This is a genomic window from Pedobacter caeni, assembly GCF_900129215.1.
Classification (GTDB): domain Bacteria; phylum Bacteroidota; class Bacteroidia; order Sphingobacteriales; family Sphingobacteriaceae; genus Pedobacter; species Pedobacter caeni.
On record NZ_FQUQ01000002.1, the window covers coordinates 946,725 to 966,091 of the forward strand.

General features: G+C 39.9%; 19 protein-coding genes and 1 tRNA gene. 12 read left to right on the plus strand and 8 right to left on the minus strand.

Annotation, left to right across the window (positions count from 1 at the left end; genetic code table 11):
* Window positions 1-3: 3 nt before the first annotated feature.
* From BUC20_RS11425 to sppA, 3 genes are all read right to left on the minus strand, one after another.
* Window positions 4-606 carry a DUF4254 domain-containing protein gene (locus BUC20_RS11425; RefSeq protein WP_073230945.1) on the minus strand — a complete coding sequence of 201 codons (603 nt, stop codon included), beginning with the start codon at window positions 604-606 and terminating at the stop codon, window positions 4-6.
* 19 nt (window positions 607-625) lie between these two features.
* On the minus strand, window positions 626-2,302 hold the full coding sequence (locus BUC20_RS11430; RefSeq protein WP_073230947.1) for a DNA polymerase/3'-5' exonuclease PolX: 1,677 nt from the start codon (window positions 2,300-2,302) through the stop codon (window positions 626-628).
* Window positions 2,303-2,445: 143 nt separating this feature from the next.
* Window positions 2,446-4,221, minus strand: a complete 1,776-nt coding sequence (gene sppA, locus BUC20_RS11435) for a signal peptide peptidase SppA (RefSeq protein WP_073230949.1) — start codon at window positions 4,219-4,221, stop codon at window positions 2,446-2,448.
* Between the two features lie 57 nt (window positions 4,222-4,278).
* Between sppA and folK the strand changes: the two genes are divergently transcribed.
* Window positions 4,279-4,773 (plus strand): 2-amino-4-hydroxy-6-hydroxymethyldihydropteridine diphosphokinase, encoded by a 495-nt coding sequence (gene folK / locus BUC20_RS11440; RefSeq protein ID WP_073230951.1) that lies wholly within the window; start codon window positions 4,279-4,281, stop codon window positions 4,771-4,773.
* A gap of 16 nt (window positions 4,774-4,789) precedes the next feature.
* Window positions 4,790-5,167, plus strand: a complete 378-nt coding sequence (locus BUC20_RS11445; RefSeq protein WP_073230952.1) for an Hpt domain-containing protein — start codon at window positions 4,790-4,792, stop codon at window positions 5,165-5,167.
* Here the strand turns inward: BUC20_RS11445 and pssA are convergent.
* Together pssA and rho are read right to left on the minus strand one after the other, a co-directional pair.
* A complete protein-coding gene (pssA, locus tag BUC20_RS11450; RefSeq protein ID WP_073230954.1) occupies window positions 5,164-5,868 on the minus strand; it encodes a CDP-diacylglycerol--serine O-phosphatidyltransferase in 705 nt (234 codons plus the stop codon). The two genes, BUC20_RS11445 and pssA, sit on opposite strands and share 4 nt — an antisense overlap.
* Window positions 5,869-5,887: 19 nt before the next feature.
* Window positions 5,888-7,567, minus strand: a complete 1,680-nt coding sequence (rho, locus tag BUC20_RS11455) for a transcription termination factor Rho (RefSeq protein WP_073230956.1) — start codon at window positions 7,565-7,567, stop codon at window positions 5,888-5,890.
* A 272-nt stretch (window positions 7,568-7,839) separates the two neighbouring features.
* Between rho and pyrF the strand changes: the two genes are divergently transcribed.
* The 4 genes from pyrF to BUC20_RS11475 are packed head-to-tail and all read left to right on the plus strand — an operon-like array spanning window position 7,840 to window position 11,114.
* Window positions 7,840-8,670: an orotidine-5'-phosphate decarboxylase gene (gene pyrF / locus BUC20_RS11460; RefSeq protein ID WP_073230957.1), complete on the plus strand. Its 831-nt coding sequence runs from the start codon at window positions 7,840-7,842 to the stop codon at window positions 8,668-8,670.
* On the plus strand, window positions 8,667-9,563 hold the full coding sequence (locus tag BUC20_RS11465) for a DMT family transporter (protein ID WP_073230959.1): 897 nt from the start codon (window positions 8,667-8,669) through the stop codon (window positions 9,561-9,563). The genes pyrF and BUC20_RS11465 overlap by 4 nt, the downstream gene beginning before the upstream one ends.
* A gap of 44 nt (window positions 9,564-9,607) precedes the next feature.
* On the plus strand, window positions 9,608-10,888 hold the full coding sequence (locus BUC20_RS11470; RefSeq protein ID WP_073230960.1) for a DUF2851 family protein: 1,281 nt from the start codon (window positions 9,608-9,610) through the stop codon (window positions 10,886-10,888).
* A gap of 1 nt (window position 10,889) precedes the next feature.
* Complete coding sequence (locus BUC20_RS11475) at window positions 10,890-11,114, plus strand: PspC domain-containing protein (RefSeq protein ID WP_073230962.1); 225 nt, start codon at window positions 10,890-10,892, stop codon at window positions 11,112-11,114.
* A gap of 14 nt (window positions 11,115-11,128) precedes the next feature.
* Here BUC20_RS11475 and BUC20_RS11480 read toward each other — a convergent pair whose 3' ends face one another.
* The gene (locus tag BUC20_RS11480; RefSeq protein WP_073230963.1) at window positions 11,129-11,779 is read right to left on the minus strand and encodes an ankyrin repeat domain-containing protein; all 651 of its coding nucleotides are present in this window, start codon (window positions 11,777-11,779) and stop codon (window positions 11,129-11,131) included.
* Window positions 11,780-12,100: 321 nt separating this feature from the next.
* Here BUC20_RS11480 and BUC20_RS11485 point away from each other — a divergent pair, with 321 nt between their 5' ends.
* The 4 genes from BUC20_RS11485 (at window position 12,101) to BUC20_RS11500 (ending at window position 16,336) form a co-directional block, all read left to right on the plus strand.
* Window positions 12,101-14,704, plus strand: coding sequence for an FtsK/SpoIIIE family DNA translocase (locus tag BUC20_RS11485; RefSeq protein WP_073230965.1), 2,604 nt, complete (start codon window positions 12,101-12,103; stop codon window positions 14,702-14,704).
* A gap of 18 nt (window positions 14,705-14,722) precedes the next feature.
* Window positions 14,723-15,373: an outer membrane lipoprotein periplasmic chaperone LolA1 gene (locus tag BUC20_RS11490; RefSeq protein WP_073230967.1), complete on the plus strand. Its 651-nt coding sequence runs from the start codon at window positions 14,723-14,725 to the stop codon at window positions 15,371-15,373.
* 93 nt (window positions 15,374-15,466) lie between these two features.
* Window positions 15,467-16,231, plus strand: a complete 765-nt coding sequence (locus BUC20_RS11495) for an MBL fold metallo-hydrolase (protein ID WP_073230969.1) — start codon at window positions 15,467-15,469, stop codon at window positions 16,229-16,231.
* Between the two features lie 21 nt (window positions 16,232-16,252).
* Window positions 16,253-16,336: transfer RNA gene (locus tag BUC20_RS11500), tRNA-Leu, on the plus strand.
* Between the two features lie 47 nt (window positions 16,337-16,383).
* On the opposite strand, the gene BUC20_RS11505 is transcribed toward BUC20_RS11500, so the two are convergent.
* Window positions 16,384-16,737, minus strand: a complete 354-nt coding sequence (locus BUC20_RS11505) for a winged helix-turn-helix transcriptional regulator (RefSeq protein ID WP_073230971.1) — start codon at window positions 16,735-16,737, stop codon at window positions 16,384-16,386.
* A 164-nt stretch (window positions 16,738-16,901) separates the two neighbouring features.
* On the opposite strand from BUC20_RS11505, the gene BUC20_RS11510 reads away from it, so the two are divergent.
* Together BUC20_RS11510 and BUC20_RS11515 are read left to right on the plus strand one after the other, a co-directional pair.
* The gene (locus BUC20_RS11510) at window positions 16,902-17,432 is read left to right on the plus strand and encodes an NAD(P)H-dependent oxidoreductase (RefSeq protein ID WP_073230973.1); all 531 of its coding nucleotides are present in this window, start codon (window positions 16,902-16,904) and stop codon (window positions 17,430-17,432) included.
* A 591-nt stretch (window positions 17,433-18,023) separates the two neighbouring features.
* Window positions 18,024-18,476, plus strand: a complete 453-nt coding sequence (locus BUC20_RS11515; protein WP_073231787.1) for a DoxX family protein — start codon at window positions 18,024-18,026, stop codon at window positions 18,474-18,476.
* A 95-nt stretch (window positions 18,477-18,571) separates the two neighbouring features.
* On the opposite strand, the gene BUC20_RS11520 is transcribed toward BUC20_RS11515, so the two are convergent.
* A complete protein-coding gene (locus BUC20_RS11520) occupies window positions 18,572-19,153 on the minus strand; it encodes a YceI family protein (RefSeq protein ID WP_073231788.1) in 582 nt (193 codons plus the stop codon).
* Window positions 19,154-19,367: the final 214 nt, after the last annotated feature.

Genomic DNA, 19,367 nt, shown 5'->3' on the forward strand with positions numbered 1-19,367 from the left:
TAATTATTTTTGGTTGTAAAGCACCGGATTCAGACTCGGGTCATTGTACATTTTCATTTGTTTGTAAACCTTCATGTACTTTGCTCCGGTTTTAATATCAGCGATCAGGTCATCTAAGCTAGCAGAAAGATCGGTCTGTTGGTTTAACAGAATGTTAAGTTTAGTCGTGCAATTCTGTTTGTGTTCTTCGGAAGCATCAACACGCTGACTTTCTTCGCGCATATGGTAGACTTTTAACGCAAGAATGGACAATCTGTCGATTACCCATGCCGGGCTTTCAGAATTGATCTTTGCCGCAGGAGAAGGAGTGATGTCCTTAAACTCTTCCAGAAAGAAGCTGTCAATATATTCTACCACATCAGTCCGTTCCTGATTGGAAGCATCAATACGGCGTTTCCATTGCAAACCTTCTACCGGATCTATCTCAGGATTACGGACCACATCTTCCATATGCCATTGTACCGTATCTATCCAGCATTTCAAATACAGCAGGTGTTCAATGGTACTTATTTTGTAAGTATTTTGGATCGGTTGGTCGATGTTGTTGTGAATGTGATAATCATTAATCGCATCCTGAAATATCGTATTGCAAAGCTTACTAATCATGGATCAAAGGTAAGGATAACTATTTTTTATTGCTGAAGTATTCTGAGATATCTTGAAGGGACATGGCATTGAGGCATTGTACTGCGGTTAAGCCACCCTTTCTTCCGATGAGTGTTCCGTAGTGCATGTCATGGAATCCTTCCATACGGTGCGCATCGGGATTGATAGAAAGCAATACCCCTTTTTCAAGAGCATAGCGGTGCCAGCGCCAATCCAGATCTAAACGTAAGGGATTGGCATTGATCTCTATCACCACCTGATTTGCAGCACAGGCATCGATTACTTTTGCAAAATCGATTGGATAACCCTTTCTGCTCAATAACAACCTTCCGGTAGGGTGGCCTAAAATGGTGGTATAAGGGTTCTCAATCGCTTTAATTAGTCGCGCAGTAGCCTTTTCTTCGTCCATACGTAAATTGCTGTGTACGGAGGCTACGACAAAGTCGAAGGTCTTCAGGATATCATCACTATAGTCCAGTGATCCGTCATTTAAGATGTCACTTTCAATTCCTTTGAAGATTTTAAATGGTGCAAGTTTAGCATTTAAGGCATCAATTTCCTGATGTTGGGCATACAATCGCTGCTCGTTCAATCCGTTTGCATAAAATGCAGATTTGGAGTGATCGCAAATTCCGAAATATTCCATTTTCAGGTTGTCCTTACAGAATGTAGCCATTTGTGCTAAGGTATGCACCCCATCGCTCCAGGTAGAGTGGTTGTGTAAACTCCCTTTCAGGTCTTCGTAAGTGATCAGTTCCGGAAGTTTATCTTCTTTTGCCAACTGAATTTCATCAAGTCCTTCTCTTAATTCAGGAGCTACGAAAGCCAGACCAGCTGCTTTATAAATGGATAACTCATCTTCAAAGGGACCAGAGCCTGCCAGGGCCAGGACTTCGGTTACGTGTTGTTCGTTTCCGGTGAGTTTAAACCAGTTCAGGTAAAAATCTTCTTTTGGAACGATGTGTAATTGTACTTTTAATCCGGAAGTACTGGTTGCTGCAAAAGAGCCATCACCTTGTTCTTCAAAAGCAAGGGCTTCAAATGAGCTGATTTGTTCCTGAACTTCTGCAATCTGATCTGCGCCAATCAGGAAGGGGACACCCTCAATGATTTCCATACAACGACGGTATTCCCCGGCAATCCCCAGTAACGGTTCTCCGCTAATGGTATTTAACCAAACGGCGAGTGCCGCGTATAAGGTGTTTACAGTGCTTTCCGCATGGGCATAAAGGAATTTTCCTTGTCCGGCCATTCTGAACTCAATGATCTTTTTAATCTCTTCCTGGGTTTTTAAACCAAAGCCTTTGGCTTCGATAAGACGGTTCTCATTACAGGCATAATAGAGTTCTCCGATATTTTCAATGGCCAGGTCCTTCCAGATGACACCGATCTTTTTAGGACCAATCCCTTTGATCCCCAGCATTTCAACAATGCCCTCAGGAGTTTCGGCCAGAATGTCTTTTAAATCAGTCATGGTACCTGTTTCCAGCAGTTCCCAGACTTTAGAAGAAATGCTCTTTCCAAGTCCGTCTATCTGTGCGATTTCTTCCAGGCTTTTGCCCTGAACAGCATATGGTAGTTTATCTACTTTAAAAGCAGCATTCGCTACTGATTTAATCTTAAAAGGGTTCTCATTGTGTAACTCCATCAATTGAGAAAGCAGGCGCAAATTGCGTGCAATGGTCTTGTTTTCCATGGGAGGGCTAAATTAAATAAAAAGCTGCGGTTTTCCGATTATTTGGAATGCCTTTACTTTTTTGTCCGGAACGAAAAAGGTGCCTGAAAAATTATCCCTGCCATAGGGAAAATCTTTCAGGCACCTTTTTTATGGTGGTAAAATTACTGTACCGTAATGTCAAATGGCATTCTCGCCTGTATGCCTGATTTGGCAATGGCAGATTTGATCTGCTGATAAATCAGGTAATTGGAACCCAGTTCCTGTTTTGCATAATGGGTTTTGATTTTATCGGTAGAGTTTTCCAGTAACGCTTTGATCGGGTCGATCATTTCCGGGTATTCCACAACTCTGTATTCTTGTACTTTCGCTTTTTTAGCTGCAGCTAAAATGGCATCGTTGAAACTACCTGTTCTATCTGCAAGTCCGATTCTTACGGCATCAGTTCCCACCCATACACGTCCGCCAGCGATGCTGTCTATATAACTTTTACTTTTCTTACGTCCATCGGCTACACGACTGATAAAAGCATCGTATGTGCGGTTTACACCATTCTGTACGATCAGTCTTTCTCCTGGGGTCATTGGGCGGTTAACGCTCATGATGTCTGCATACTGTCCGGTTTTTACACCATCGAAAGTAATCCCAAGTTCTTTATTCATCAGCTTCTGGAAGTTTGGAATCATCCCAAAAACACCAATTGACCCCGTAATGGTATTGGGCTGAACAAAGATCGAGTCGGCACCACAGGCAATATAATAACCTCCGGAGGCCGCTACATTACCAAATGAAGCAATTACCGGTTTTACTTTTTTCGTCAAGACCACTTCTCTCCAGATCACGTCTGAGGCCAATGCACTGCCTCCTGGTGAGTTAACCCTTAACACAATGGCTTTGATGTTTGAATCAGTTCTGGCTTTCCTGATCGCTCTGGAAATTCTTTCTGAGCCAATCTGGTCATTGCTGCCTTCTCCGCCCATGATATCACCATTGGCATAGATCACGGCAATTTTGGTTTTGTTGGTATTCCCTTTTCCGGACATGATTACATTTTTGGCATAATCATTAATGGTAATGGTAGAAAGGTTGTTTTTTTTCTCTATTCCACTAAGGGATTTTAGTTCGTCAAGAATCTCGTCTTTATATTTTAACCCATCCACCATTTTATATTTTTCCGCATCTTTTGGTTGCTGGATTTTATAATGGTCAGCGATCTGGAAAAGGCTGTCTTTATTGATATTCCTGCTTTTGGAAATGTCAGTTAAGAAAGTCGCGTATAATCCATTCAGGTAAGCAGTCACCTGTTCGCGGTTTTTATCACTCATCTTATCTGAGATAAATGGCTCTACTGCACTTTTGTAAGTACCCACCCTGATGATCTGGGCTTCTATTCCAAGTTTGTCAAGGGCTCCTTTAAAGAAAACCAGTTGCGAGCTCAAACCTTTAAACTCGAGTGCTCCTTCGGGATTTAAATATACTTTATCCGCTGCGGAAGCTAAATAATAGGCGCCCTGCGTATATACTTCACTGTAGGCGATAATTTTCTTTTTGCTGGTTTTAAAGTCAAGAAGCGCATCTCTGATCTCTTTCATATTTGCAAATCCGGCAGAGGGAGAGCTTACGTTCAGGTAAATACATTTTATGTTGTCGTCTGTTTTCGCTTCTTTCAGGGCTTTGATGACATCTGTAAATCCAATACTTTTTTGTCCTTCGTCTCCTATAATAGGAAGATCGGACAGGGGATCACTAAAGGTGCGTTCGGTTACGGCCTGGTCCAGGTTGAGATAGAGTACCGTATTGTTGTCCACAGCAACGCTTTTATCATCGCCAATCGAAGAAACGATACCCACCACAATGGCAATCATCAGCACCATAAACAAGCATATAGACAATATGACTCCTACGACAGTTGCAAAAACATACTTAAAAAATTCTTTCATTTGACGGTTAAATATTTAATTTGTAAATATAGGTAAAAAAATGCCTGAGGCTTTTATATGCAGTTGGATAGTAAAAATGTTTATTTGTTACTGGGAAGTAATTTAGGGGATCGGGAAAAGCTTCTGACAGATGCAATTGCGCAAATCGGGAATAGGGTAGGTATGGTGTTTGCACAGTCTTCAGTTTATGAAACTGCGGCCTGGGGAAAAGAAGACCAGCCCTCGTTTCTAAATTTAGCTGTTGGGGTAGAGACGCTTTTATCGCCTTTGGAAGTTTTGCGGGAAATATTGAAAATTGAGGAGGAACTCGGACGGATCCGAAAAGAAAAATGGGGTTCCCGGTTAATTGATATTGACCTGATTCTTTTTGGAGATATGGTGATTGACCTGGGTTCTGAACTGCAGGTGCCTCATCCTCAGATGCAATACAGAAAGTTTGTTCTGGCACCATTAGCGGAAATTGCAGGGACAGTAATTCATCCTGTTTTCGGGAAGACGGTATCAGAAATATTAGGTATCTTAGATGATAATTTAACTGTAACAAAAATTTAATTATTAATTTTGTTCAATGATCGACCCAATTAAAAATAACGAGCCTCTGGATCTTTCGTACCTGAGGGACATGTCTGGAGATAGTGCCGAGTTTATTATAGAAATGCTGGATTTGTTTAAGGCTCAGACACCTGCCTATGTAGCGGATCTGGAGAAAGCCATTACAGATAAGGATTGGGCCCGTGCATCGAGCTGTGCGCATAAAATAAAACCTACGTTTGCTTACGTAGGTCGTAATGATGCCAAAGACCACATGCAGATGATGGAGCGCAATGCCCGGGAGCTGAACAATGTGGAAGAATTGCCAAAAGCATTTAACGAGATCAATGAATTTGTACAGGTCTTGTACAGACAACTTGATGAGGCTAAAGCTGAACTGGAAAAACGGCTTTAAATTTTAGCCGTTTTTTGTTCTATGATTGATAATATGATATAGAGTACCAGAATAAGCGGGATTCCTACAAATTTGAAGATCAGCAGCAGCAAAACCGAAGAGATCATTAAAATATACCTGAACTTATTTTCAGCAAAACCAAACTTCTTGAATTTCAGGGCAATTAGTTGAATCTCACTGATCAACAGGTAGCATGCCAGGGGAATAAAAGCCAGGTATAGCAAGACCGTAGTCGTTGAGCTGTCAAAATAAAATGTATCACTTTCGAAAATGAAGGGTACTGAGGCGATTACTGCGGAAATTGCTGGTGTAGGAACGCCAATAAATTTATCAGTTTGCCTTGTATCCAGGTTGAACTTTGCCAGTCGGTAGGCCGAAAATACGGCTATAAAAAACGCCAGATAGGAAAGAACAGGGAAGTCGGTATAGCCAAAAAAAGCTTTGGGTGCCATATGAAACAGGATGACCGATGGCAATACACCAAAGCTCACCATGTCTGCAAGGGAATCCAGTTCTTTACCCATCGGGCCGCTTACATTTAGCAGCCGGGCAGCAAAACCATCAAAAAAGTCGATGATCAGGGAAATAAGAATGCACAGCGCGGCAGATCTTAAGTCCTGATTAAAAGCGAAAACAATACCAATACATCCGGTGAACAGGTTCGCGGAAGTAATGGCATTGGGGATCTGTTTAATTATCATTTAAAGCTTTTCTGAACAATTAGCTATTCATGGAAATTAAGAACTCTTCGTTTGTCTTCGTATTTCTGATCTGTTGTTGTACGAATTCCATCGCTTCCTGTGCATTCATGTCAGCAAGGTGGTTACGTAGGATCCAAACACGTTGTAAGGTGTCTCTGTCGTGCAGTAAATCATCTCTACGTGTACTTGAAGCGGTGATGTCAATGGCAGGGAAGATACGTTTGTTAGATAACTTACGATCCAGCTGAAGCTCCATGTTACCGGTACCTTTAAATTCTTCAAAGATGACCTCATCCATTTTAGAACCAGTATCTGTTAATGCGGTGGCAAGAATCGTTAATGAACCACCTCTTTCGATGTTACGTGCAGCACCGAAGAAACGCTTAGGTTTGTGTAATGCATTTGCATCAACACCACCTGATAAGATTTTTCCTGAAGCAGGAGCGGTGGTATTGTAAGCTCTGGCTAATCTTGTGATCGAATCTAAAAGAATCACCACATCATGGCCACATTCTACCAGACGTTTAGCTTTTTCAAGGACAATGTTTGCAATTTTTACGTGTCTTTCTGCAGGCTCATCAAAGGTGGAAGCAATTACTTCTGCCCTTACACTTCTTGCCATATCAGTTACCTCTTCCGGACGCTCATCGATCAACAGGATGATCAGGTAAACTTCGGGGTGGTTTTTTGCAATCGCATTGGCTACTTCTTTCAGTAAATTGGTTTTACCGGTTTTAGGCTGAGCGACGATCAGACCACGTTGTCCTTTACCTATTGGGGTAAATAAGTCGATGATCCTGGTGGAGTAGTTATTGCTTTCTGTGAAAAGGTTTAACCTTTCTGTAGGGAATAATGGAGTCAGGTAGTCAAAAGGAACACGGTCCCTTACATCAGCAGGTAAACGTCCGTTGATGGTTTCTACCCTTACCAATGGAAAGTATTTCTCACCTTCTTTTGGTGGACGGATGCTTCCTTTTACGGTATCACCGGTTTTTAGACCGAATAATTTAATTTGTGACTGAGACACATAAATATCATCTGGCGAAGACAGGTAATTGTAATCCGCAGATCTTAAGAAACCATAACCATCAGGCATAATTTCCAATACCCCTTCGTTGGTGATGGTATTGTCGAAATCCAGGTTTGAATAGCTGTTTTCGTTTTGTTTCTGATTTCCGTTACTGTTTCCGGTATTGTTGTTATTCGGGGTTTTCGGAGCCCTGTTGTCCTCTCTTACCGGACGGTGTTTCTTGATTTCCGGAGCAGGAACTGCAACGGCTTCTTCTTTAACTTCAGAAATGACTTCCGGAGCCGGAGCGAAGTGTTCAGCAAGTGCTTTAGCCGTTGCCGGTACTTTCTTCTCTTCTTTAACCGCTTCTGCAGGAATAGGTGCATCGTCAAATAAAGACGCCCTGTTAAAGTTGTTGTTCTTGCTTTCTTCTTCCTCTTTAGGCGTTATTCTGATCCTTTTTCGAGTCGTTTTTTCAGGAGCGCTTTCTTTTACAGCTTTCGTTTTTGTTGCTTTTGCAGGTGCTTCAGCATCAACCGGTTCAACAGCTTGTTGCTGTTCTGTGATTTGAGCGATAATTTCAACCAGTTCAGCTTTACGCAACTCATCAGCATTTAGGATACCTTGAGTTTTAGCAATCTCACGCAATTCGGCAGTGAGTTTTTCATTTAATTCTGTTTTATTAAACATTATGTAGGTGTAGAGAATTTTTTAAAAAAAAGTATTTATCCAATGAACAGAGCAAAAAATGCGTTTATAAAAGATGGTATGGAACAAAATTTTATTGGGATTTTCTGGAATGGTCAGATAAACTTTAGGGAATTACGCTACAATTGTATGTATTTGTAAATTAATCTCCAAGGAAAACTTAAAAATGTTTATAAAAATTACATTTAAAAGTTTTATAAGAGGCCGGAAATCCATCCGAAAATTGGCATATTTGCACACAAAATTACCCATAGATGAATAAAAAACAGCTATTTGAGCAGATTCAATTAAAAAAATCTTTTTTGTGTGTTGGCTTAGACCCCGTACTGGAGAATATCCCTAAACACCTCTTAAAATATGAAAATCCGGTTTTGGAATTCAATAAACAGATCATAGATGCGACTAAAGATCTGTGTGTTGCTTATAAACCCAACACTGCTTTCTTTGAATCTATGGGATTGAAAGGATGGGAAACGCTGATCAAAACCTGGCAATATATTCCTAAAGATATCTTTACCATTGCTGATGCAAAAAGAGGGGATATTGGAAATACTTCTGCCATGTATGCTGATGCTTTTTTCAATGAAGCAAAGTCTGAGATGAGTTTTGATGCCATTACCGTAGCGCCATATATGGGAAAAGATTCTGTTGGTCCTTTCCTTAATCATAAAGATAAATGGGTGATCCTGCTGGCCTTGACTTCTAATGCAGGCCATAGCGATTTCCAGCTGCACCAGACTCCTGAAGGAAAACTTTATGAAGAGGTGATCCGTATTTCTTCTCAGTGGGCAGATAGTGAGCAACTCATGTATGTGGTGGGTGCAACCCGCGGAGCTGAGTTTGAAAACATCAGAAGACTGGCTCCGGATAACTTTCTATTGGTACCGGGAGTTGGTGCTCAGGGAGGAAGTCTTGCTGATGTTTGTGAATACGGATTGAATAAAGAATGTGGCCTATTGGTAAATTCAGCAAGAGGAATCATTTACGCAAGTAATGGAGAAGATTTTGCGGAACGCGCCAGAGCTGAAGCATTGAAATTACAACAGGAGATGGAGCAGATTCTGACATCTGCGAAATTAATATGACCCAAAAGACGGATTTAAAGCTCATTGGTGCTTTATTGGTCGTTGCCATTGTTTGGGGTACAACTTATCTCGGGATCAGGGTGGCAGTGGAAACCATTCCACCCTGGTTTGTCGCTGCAATGCGGCAAACGATTGCCTCCTTGATTCTATTGGTCATTCTGCTTAGAAAAAAAGAACTGGTTTGGAAAGGCTGGTCTTATTTCAGAAGGCAAATGATTTTGTCAACACTAATGATTGTGATGGCGAATGGAATGACTACCGTTGCCGAACAGACCATTCCCAGTGGACTAACCTCATTACTCAATGCCTTAAATCCACTGGTTGTATTTATCGCCTGTGTGCTTGTAGGATTACAAAAACCTTCCTGGAAAGGGTTTTTGGGCGTGATCATAGGTTTTATGGGTGTAGCTTTCATTTTCAGGGAGGGCATTAGTGAATTGCTGGATCCGAATTATAAAACGGGCATCATGTTCCTTTGTTTTGCCATTAGTGGCTGGACCATCGGTACGGTCTATGTAAAAAAGAACAACCATAAATCTGATCATATCTTTCTGGATTTGTTTTACCAGTTTGTTTTCTCTGCTGTTGTTCAGTTTGTCCTTGCGTTTGTGTTTTCCGATCAGATCGCAGTAGAAAACTGGACAGGACGCAGTTTGCTGGCAGTGACTTATCTGGCCGTTTTTGGTTCTGTATTTACTTTTTTCTGTTACCACTATGCCTTAAAAAGGGTTACAGCAACAGAAGTTTCCATCTTAACCTATTTTAACACGGTAATCGCCTTATTCCTGGGCTGGCTGATTCTCGATGAAATCATCACCATTGATATCCTGATTGCAACGGTGCTGATTATCCTTGGTGTAGTGATCACAAACTATAAAAAACAAAAATCATGATGCTTATTGTGATAATTTAATTCTTTTGAGTTAAATTAGTCCTGATGAACTTCTCTGAGCATTTTCTGCATTTTATCTGGAAATTCCGGTTGTATAAGACCCTGGACCTGTTTTGTGTAGCCGGGGAACAACTGCGGATATTGAACCCGGGAATTTCTAATACAGATGCCGGCCCTGACTTTAACCAGGCTAAGCTCTCCATCGGTGGTACTTATTGGATTGGTGATGTGGAGATTCACCTCAAATCCTCAGATTGGTTGGTACATGGACATCAGCAGGATCCGGCATATGATGCGGTGATTTTACATGTGGTCCATGAGCATGATCAGCCTATTTACCGAAAGGATGGGAGTCAGATTCCGGTACTGGTCCTGAAAAATCTTTATCCGGAACACCTGTTGGATCATTATCATCAGCTCGTTAATTCCATTCACAAATTTCCCTGCGAAAAACAGATCGGTGAAATAGAAGCAGTGGTTGTCAATGGATTTTTATCGAGGATGATGGTGGAGCGTTTAGAACAAAAATCCGCATTGGTTTTAGATAAATTATCCAGACTGACCGGTGATTGGGAAAGTGCTTTTTATTGCTTTATGGCCAAGAGCTTTGGATTCAAGGTGAACGAAATCCCCTTTGAACTTCTGGCAAGTGCGTTACCCTTACAGGTGCTTAGAAAGCATCTTGATCATCCTTTGCAGGTAGAGGCACTGGTATTCGGCCAGGCAGGATTTTTATCGGGATCTTTCAAAGATGAGTATCCCAGAAAACTAAAAAAGGAATATGCTTTCCTGAAAAAGAAATATGGCTTGAAGCCAATAGGAGTAGGGGCATGGCGGTTTTTGAGGATGAGGCCTCAGAATTTTCCCACACTGCGATTGGCACAGTTTAGCGCACTGGTGTTGAAGTCCGATCGTTTATTCTCTAAAATTCTGGAGATAGAAGAGCTGTCAGATCTGATTAAGCTCCTGGCTGAACTTCCGGTTAATCCTTATTGGATAAAACATTATCATTTTCAAAAAGAGACAAAAGAGGTGAAATTACAATTGGGGATCAGCTCGGTTCATCACCTGATCATTAATGCCATTTGCCTGTTTTTGTTTTCCTATGGTAAATATGCGGATCAGCCTCAACTGATTAGCCGGGCAATAAAATTTTTAGAACTTATTCCCCCAGAAAACAATACGATTATCGGCTGGTATAAGTCCTCAGGGCTTATCGTTGAAAGTGCTTTTTTTTCGCAGGCGGTACTTCAATTAAATAAATACTATTGTGCTCAAAAAAAATGCTTAAATTGTGGTATCGGAATTAAGATATTAAACAAATAACATGTTCCAACGAATCATTACATTTTTTGAAAAGCAGAGTTTTGGGGTATGTACCTATCTTGCTGAACGACTGGATATGTCGATCAGCAAAATAAGGTTGTTCTTTATATACTCTTCGTTTTTGGCGGTGGGCTTTCCTATCATATTTTATATCCTTGCAGCATTGGTGCTGGATGTCAGACATTACATCAAAAAGATCAGATTGAGGATATGGGATGCTGATTAGGTTGGTTATGGTCATTAAATCTTAAGAATAGCTGCAATTTCAGGGAAACCCTTTTCTTCTGCAAGGTCTGCAGGTAGCTTTCCACCCTCCATTCTTACGTTTAAGTCTGCGGAATATTCGAGCAATAGGATGATGAGTTCAATATTTCCGGTTTGTGCAGCGGCATGTAATGCCGTAAATCCTGCCTGCTGTTTTACATTTACTTCAGCACCGGCTTCTAAAAGCATTTTGGTAATGTTATAACTTTTAGCTGCCACGGCCGAATGAATAGGAAAGACATTGAAGCCATTGTTTGCTGCAGTATTTACGGAAGCGCCTTTGGAGATCAATAGCCTGGTAATTTCCTCATGTCCAAAGTAAGCCGCTAAACCAAGAGGAGTAAAGCCATCTCTGGAGAAAGAGTTGATCGTTTGAGGATCCTCCTCAATCAGGCGGGCTGTTTCCTGGAATTTTCCTAAAGCACAGGCTTCAAATAGAGTGATGCTCTTTGAAAAGCCTGCAATTAATCCTGCAATGACCGGTTTTTTGTAATAACAAGCCAATAAAAGAGGCGATACCCCATGACTGGTTTCTTTCGTCGTCAGTTCCGGATGTCTGGTCAGCAGATCAGAAATCTCTTGTTTTTTGTCCGTTTCTATTAATGTTTCAAGCTGAGAGATGTCCATTGTTAAGTTTAGATGTCTTAAAATACAGAAATAAATTAACAAATTTAAAATGATATTGACGTAAAAAAAATCCCCTCAACTAAAAAATAGCAGAGGGGAATCCCTTAAAACAAAATTTATAACTAATTAAAACTTAAACGCTATCTGTATGACTGCAATGGTGTTAAATGGTTTAATCAGGATGCTTTATTTTTATCAGAGCATGGGATTAGGGCAGGAATATATTTTATTTAATAAGCATGCGTTTAAATGTATTTATAATAACTTAGTACATACAACTATATGTTTTATATTTGTTGATTATAATATTAGTAACGAAAAATGTCGGTAAGGGGAAATCAATTCAGGTCAAATTCATTTAAAAACGAGTCAGGAGATAAGCCTGGTTCAAAGTCAACAACCACCAGACCAGTCAAGGAGAGATTTAACATCATGCCGCGTCTTGATTTTCAGAATGGCAGACTGTTTAAGATCATAGGGTTGGTATTTGTCATCATGTCGCTGTATTTTCTGATTGCATTTACTTCCTACCTTTTTACCTGGCAGGAAGACCATAGTTATGTGATTGATGCAAACGGTGGATGGGGCAATCTTTTTAAAACTTATGAAGAACTTCAGCAGGTAAATATCACTCCGGTTGTGTCCAACTGGCTGGGTAAAATAGGTGCATTATTGTCGCACCAGTTTATTTATGAATGGTTCGGTCTGGCATCTTTCTTATTCATTTTTGTATTCTTTGTGATCGGTTACCGCCTGCTGTTTAAGGTGAGAATATTCTCCATAGAGAAAACATTAGGCTATAGCCTGTTCTTTTTACTATTTATCTCTCTGACCCTGGGTTTTGCGCATTCCTTTCTCAGTGATGCCCCACATTTTCTGGAAGGCGAATTTGGTTACTGGACCAATAAATTACTGACTGCACAGATCGGTAAGGCCGGAGTGGCAGGACTGATCGTTTTTCTGGGACTATCTATTCTCATCATTGCCTATAACATCGACTTTAAAATACCACAAAGGAAAAGGGAAGAAGCCATCATTCCTGATGTTCCTGAAGATATAGAAATCGAAAATGAAGTTCGTTCTGAGCCGGTTGAGTTTACGTTAAACGACCGTTTGGCAAGGGAGAAAAAGAAAGAACAAAATGTGGTGCTTACTCCTTCAAGGTTTGAAGAACGTGAGGAACGCGAACTGGAAAAAGAAATTGTTCCTGAGTTTACAACACCAACCCATCCGTTAAACGTGATGAATACGCCTCCACCGGTAGTGCCTCCGGTTCCACCTGTCGTACCACCGGTAGTGACTTCTCTTCCGATGGAAATTACGCCTGTCGCCGAAGAGGTACCTGAGCTGGAACTGACCATAGAGAAATCAGAAGAGGAAATGAAATCTGAGGAGCTGGTAGAGCAATTCGGAAATTATGATCCTACACTGGACCTTTCCAGTTATAAATATCCGCACCTGGACCTTTTAGAGAATTATGGTTCGAACAAGATCTCTGTTAATGCAGATGAGCTGGAAGCGAATAAGAATAAAATTGTAGAAACCTTAAACCACTACAATATTGAGATTGATAAAATCAAGGCAACTATTGGTCCGACAGTGACTCTATATGAGATCATTCCTGCACCAGGGGTAAGGATTTCAAAAATTAAGAACCTTGAAGATGATATTGCACTAAGTTTAGCTGCATTGGGAATCAGGATCATTGCCCCAATGCCTGGAAAAGGAACCATCGGTATTGAGGTGCCTAACCTGCATCCGGAAATGGTTTCTATGAGAAGTATCCTGGCAACGGAAAAATTCCAGACTACAACTATGGATTTACCAATTGCAATGGGTAAAACAATTTCCAATGAAGTTTATATTGGTGATTTGGCTAAAATGCCCCATTTATTGGTGGCGGGGGCTACAGGACAAGGTAAATCGGTGGGGATCAACTCAATTTTGGTATCCCTGTTGTATAAAAAGCATCCTTCCCAATTGAAGTTTGTATTGGTGGATCCTAAGAAAGTGGAGCTTACGCTGTTCAATAAAATTGAACGTCACTTCCTTGCCAAGCTTCCTGGAGAAGCGGATGCGATCATTACAGATACCAAGAAAGTAATCAATACCTTAAACTCGCTTTGTATTGAAATGGATCAGCGTTATGATCTGTTAAAAGATGCGCAGGTAAGAAACCTGAAAGAGTACAATGAGAAGTTTATCAAAAGAAAACTAAACCCTAACAATTCACATAGGTTCCTTCCATACATTGTACTGATTGTGGATGAGTTTGCGGATTTAATGATGACTGCAGGTAAAGAGGTAGAGACACCAATTGCCCGTTTGGCTCAGTTGGCACGTGCGGTAGGAATTCACCTGGTGCTGGCTACACAAAGGCCTTCAGTGAACATCATCACGGGTACAATTAAGGCAAACTTCCCTGCCAGGCTGGCCTTTAGGGTATTGTCGAAGATTGACTCCAGAACGATCCTTGACAGTGGAGGTGCAGATCAGCTGATTGGTAGAGGAGATATGTTGTTGTCGACCGGAAATGACCTGATCAGGTTGCAGTGTGCTTTCGTTGATACACCTGAGGTGGATCGTATTTCAGAATTTATTGGTAACCAAAGAGGCTATCCAGAGGCTTATCAGCTTCCTGAATACATCGATGAAGCGGCTGAATCGGCTAAACTGGACTTTGATCCGCATGATCGTGATGCCATGTTTGAGGATGCTGCGCGCTTAATTGTAATGCATCAGCAAGGTTCTACTTCTTTGATCCAGAGGAAGTTGAAGTTAGGTTACAATAGGGCTGGCAGAATCATTGATCAGCTGGAAGCTGCCGGAGTAGTAGGCCCGTTTGAAGGTAGTAAGGCCAGGGAGGTTCTGATCCCTGATGATTATGCTTTGGAACAGTTCTTGAATAATCTCAATAACGATTAACACGTAATTAGAGAAAAGATGAAAAAGATGATATTGTCATTGTTGGTTGCAGCAGGTTTTGCAGGTGCTTCTTATGCACAGACAGATACTAAGGCCAAAGCCATATTAGCCGATGTAAGTAAGAAGTATCGTTCATATGATGTGGTGAAAACTGAGTTTACTTTTGTTTTGGACAATCCACAAGCAAAAATTAAGGAAACCCAGCAGGGAACATTGATTGTGAAAGCAAAAACAAATAAGTACAACGTAACCATGACCAATCAGGAATTGATCAGTGATGGTAAAAGTCAGTGGACTTATTTGAAAGAAGATAAAGAGGTTCAGGTAACCAATGCCGACAATAACGGAGATGCATTAAATCCTGCCAAGATATTTACGGTTTATGAAAAAGGCTTTAAATATACTTATACAGGTGATACCAAAGTAGGAGGAAAGGTTTATCAAATGATTGATCTGGCTCCGATAGATGTGACCAAATCGTACTTTAAAATTCGGTTGGGCATTGATAAAACAGCAAAACAAATTGGAAGTGTGGTGATTTTCGATAAAAGTGGAAACAAATACACTTACAATGTGAAAAAGATGATTCCTAACGTTAAAGTGCCGGAAAGTACCTTTTCTTTTGATACAAAGAAGTACCCTGGAGTAGAAGTGGTAGACCTGAGGTAGCCGTATAACGATTAAAATTTTAAAAAGGGTTTAAGCAATTTGTTTAAACCCTTTTTTTGTTATTTTTGAAAATATGGTCTCAATTCATCTATTTTGAAAGTTACATTTTTAGGAACAGGTACTTCCCAGGGCATTCCTGTCATCACCTGCAATTGTGTGGTTTGCCAGTCTACAGACCATAAAAACAAGCGCTTAAGGGTTTCAGTATTGCTGGAAATGGGAGATAAGACGATCGTTATTGATAGCGGTCCTGATTTCAGGTACCAGATGTTGAGGGCCAATGTAAAAGACCTGGATGCCATCCTGTACACCCATGAACATAAGGACCATGTGGCGGGTTTAGATGACATCAGACCCTTTAACTATTTGCTGAAGAAGAACATTGACATCTATGCTACTGAACGTGTTCAGCAAGCGCTGAGGAAGGAATTTTCTTATATTTTTGCTGAAGTGCATTATCCCGGGCTACCACAAATTGATATGCATACGATTTCCGATGAAGTTTTTCAAATCGGTAAAACGGAGATCATTCCATTAAATATCATGCATTATAAGTTACCGATACTGGGTTTTAGGATCCATGATTTTACTTATATCACAGATGCAAAAACAATCTCTGAGGAAACAATTGAGAGAGTTAAAGGGACGAAGGTTTTAGTAGTCAACGCTTTACAGCATGAAGAACATATTTCTCATTTTACATTAAAAGAAGCGGTTGATTTTGCTCAGAAGATCGGTGCAGAGATGACTTATCTCACTCATATCAGTCATAATTTAGGATTACATGAAGAGGTAGAAAAAGAATTACCGGAAAATGTGAAATTAGCCTATGATGGGTTGAGTATATTCTGTGAATAAATATATATTTGCAGAACAAATACCCAGGTGGCGAAATTGGTAGACGCACCAGCTTGAGGGGCTGGCGCCGGCAACGGTGTGGGAGTTCGAATCTCCTCTTGGGTACAAAAGTCGTGTTAATATCGAAATTTTGATGTTACACGGCTTTTTCTTTATTCTTCTGTTTCTAATATCGTCTTTAACTGAGATGAAAAACCCATTCCCCATTGGTCAACAGCCGACACCAAAGGTAAAAGTGACCTTCCGGATGCTGTCAGATGATATTCCACCCGTAAAGGAACTTCGGTATAGATTGTTTTTTCTAATAACCCATGTAATTCCAGTTCCCGCAATTGTTTTTGCAACACCCTTTTGGTAATTCCATTGATGGCATTGACCAGGTCTTTCGGACGTTTTATTCCTTTTGAAACCTCATCAAGGATACAAAATTTCCATTTTGAACCGACCACTTCCATTGCCACACTGAGGCCACATTCATAATCAATTGGAATTTTTCGCTGATACATAAGCTTTTGTCTGTTTAGATGGATAAATGTAAATAGACGGATCTGTTAATGAATGGTGATAAAATTATCACTAAGGGATTAATTAGCCCCTTATTGTTCCGAAAGTCCAGGGATTCCATCTTTGTGCAAACAAATCTAAAGAAATAACTCATAAAAATTATAGGATGAAAACATTGGTGATTGTCATTCACTCTGATCTTGAAAATTCAGTGATCAATAAAAGATGGGTTGAAGAATTAAAGAAAGATCCCGAAAAGTATGTAGTGCATGAATTACATCGCTTGTATCCGGATGAAAAAATAGATGTGGAGAAAGAACAAAGACTATTGGAAATGCATGAGAAGATTATCTTTCAATTTCCTTTCTATTGGTTTAATTGTCCGCCTTTTTTCAAAAAATGGTTAGACGAAGTCTTAAGCCATGGATGGGCATATGGTAAGGGGAGTGACTATAAGCTAAGGGGAAAGAAAATTGCTTTGGGTATTGCAGCCGGCATAAATGAAGAGGATTATCGCCCATCAGGAAGGTATAAATATACGCTGAAACAGCTTACAGCTCCATTTGAAGTTACATTTGATTATGTAAAAGCAGATTATAAATCACTATTTGCATTTTATGGAGCAGAGCATAATGCCACTATAGAAAGAATAGAAGAAAGTGCCGGGAATTATATCACCTTTATCGAAAATATCTAAAAAATAGATTCGGCAGGCAATTTTCATATTTAAAAGAGATTGAGTCTTTAATCCCTTTTAAATATGAAAATATTCATTGCAATCCTATGTTCTCATTGGTTCAAATGAGAGCGGGATTTAGAGGAAATTAAGGCTTAAGAGAGCCGGATCCAGGTTTAGGAACTGGTTGTAATATTGGATCATACTCCGGTAAATGAACACAGGGATTAAATGCACACCAGTTAGCACGAAGACCACACTCGTCACATAATTTCTGAATTAGCTGACCACCTGTAATGTTTTTCATCTGACTTCTGGTAAGTAAATTGTTTGATTTTGTTTTCATAATTTTTTAATATTAGTTCATAACAATGTACGTATAATAACGGTAAATAAAATAATTTCAGGTAATAAAAGTGTTTAATTATTAATTATTTGTTGATTTAAGCTTTTTTTATCTTTTTTTTAATTTATAGGGTAAATGTGGTGATGAGGTATCATGGATTGCATGATTTCCATGAACATATTTTCTTAACCCAGATTAAGTTTTTCTATAGCTTTCTCAGGTTACCTTTATATCATCATCCAAAGAAGATTCAAAAAATAACAACGATGAAGATAAATCATAAATTTCCGCAGTTCTACTTAAGATTAGCCCTTGGTATTGGCTTTATTGTTCCTGTACTAGATCGAATTGGCTGGTTGGGGCCGGCGGGCAGTAAGAATGTCGGATGGGGCAACTGGGATAATTTTGTAGACTATACGAATACTTTAATGCCATTTTTAGAGCGGCCTATGGCTAATGTCATGGGGGGAATAGCTACAATTGCTGAGGTTCTTTTTGGGCTAATGTTGATTATTGGTCTGAAAACGCGTGTAGCTGCTTTCGGAAGTTTCTTGCTTACATTGAGCTTTGGATTATGTATGGCCATGTCCTTAGGCTTGAAAGCTCCGTTGAATTACTCTGTATTTGCAGTAAGTGGAGCTTCCCTTTTACTTAGCACAATGTCCGGATATAAATGGAGTCTGGATGAGTACTTTTCAGAAAAATTGCCCGAAAGTTAGTTCCGGAGGAATTGAAAAAACTGCGTTAAATAAAAAAGGAGGACATCTTCAGACTCCTCCTTTTTGTTTCTTTCTGAGTAGCTCAGAAACAGAAATTACTTTTTCACAAATTCAGTATTGGCATTTAAGGTTACTTCGTCACTTAACATGGCATTTGGATATTTAGTTCCAAGTTTGAAATCGGCTCTTTTAATTGTTCCGGTTACTTTGAAACCTGCAGTTGGTTTTTTAGACATTGGGTTGGTAGTTACACCTCTTAATGTCGCATCTAAAGTGACTGCTTTAGTCACACCATGAAAGCTTAAGTTTCCGTTTACTTTGAATTTGTTAGCAGAAACTTTTTTCACTGAAGTACTTTTGAATGTCAATTTGGGATATTTCTCCACATCAAAAAAATCGGCACCTTTTAAATGCTCATCTCTTTTATCATCACCTGTATTTACCGAATTTACATCTGCAGTTAATTCTACTACGGCATCAGAGAAATCTGGTTTTGAAGCAATAACCGTTGACTGGAAGTTTTTGAACGATCCTTCTACATCAGTGATCAGTAAGTGGGTAACTACAAATCCTAATTTTGAATGTGAGGTGTCCGCGTCCCAGGTTGCAGGTGCGACAGCTTTGAAGGCGAAAAGGGCAGTGCTTAGAACTGCAGCCAATAAGAATAACTTTTTCATAATCTTTTGTTTTTTTGAGTTGGGTATGGCCTTCATCCGTTAAAACAGGTGCAGACGTTTAATTATTTTAATATTTGATGCAAATTGAGTGAATTGCCGCTGTCAAATCATTGATCTATGATAAGAAATGAAAATAATCTACTTGATTTATAGATTATTTTAGCTGATCCTTTATGGAACGGCTATCGCCCTTTTTAAGGTGTTCAATTGTGGC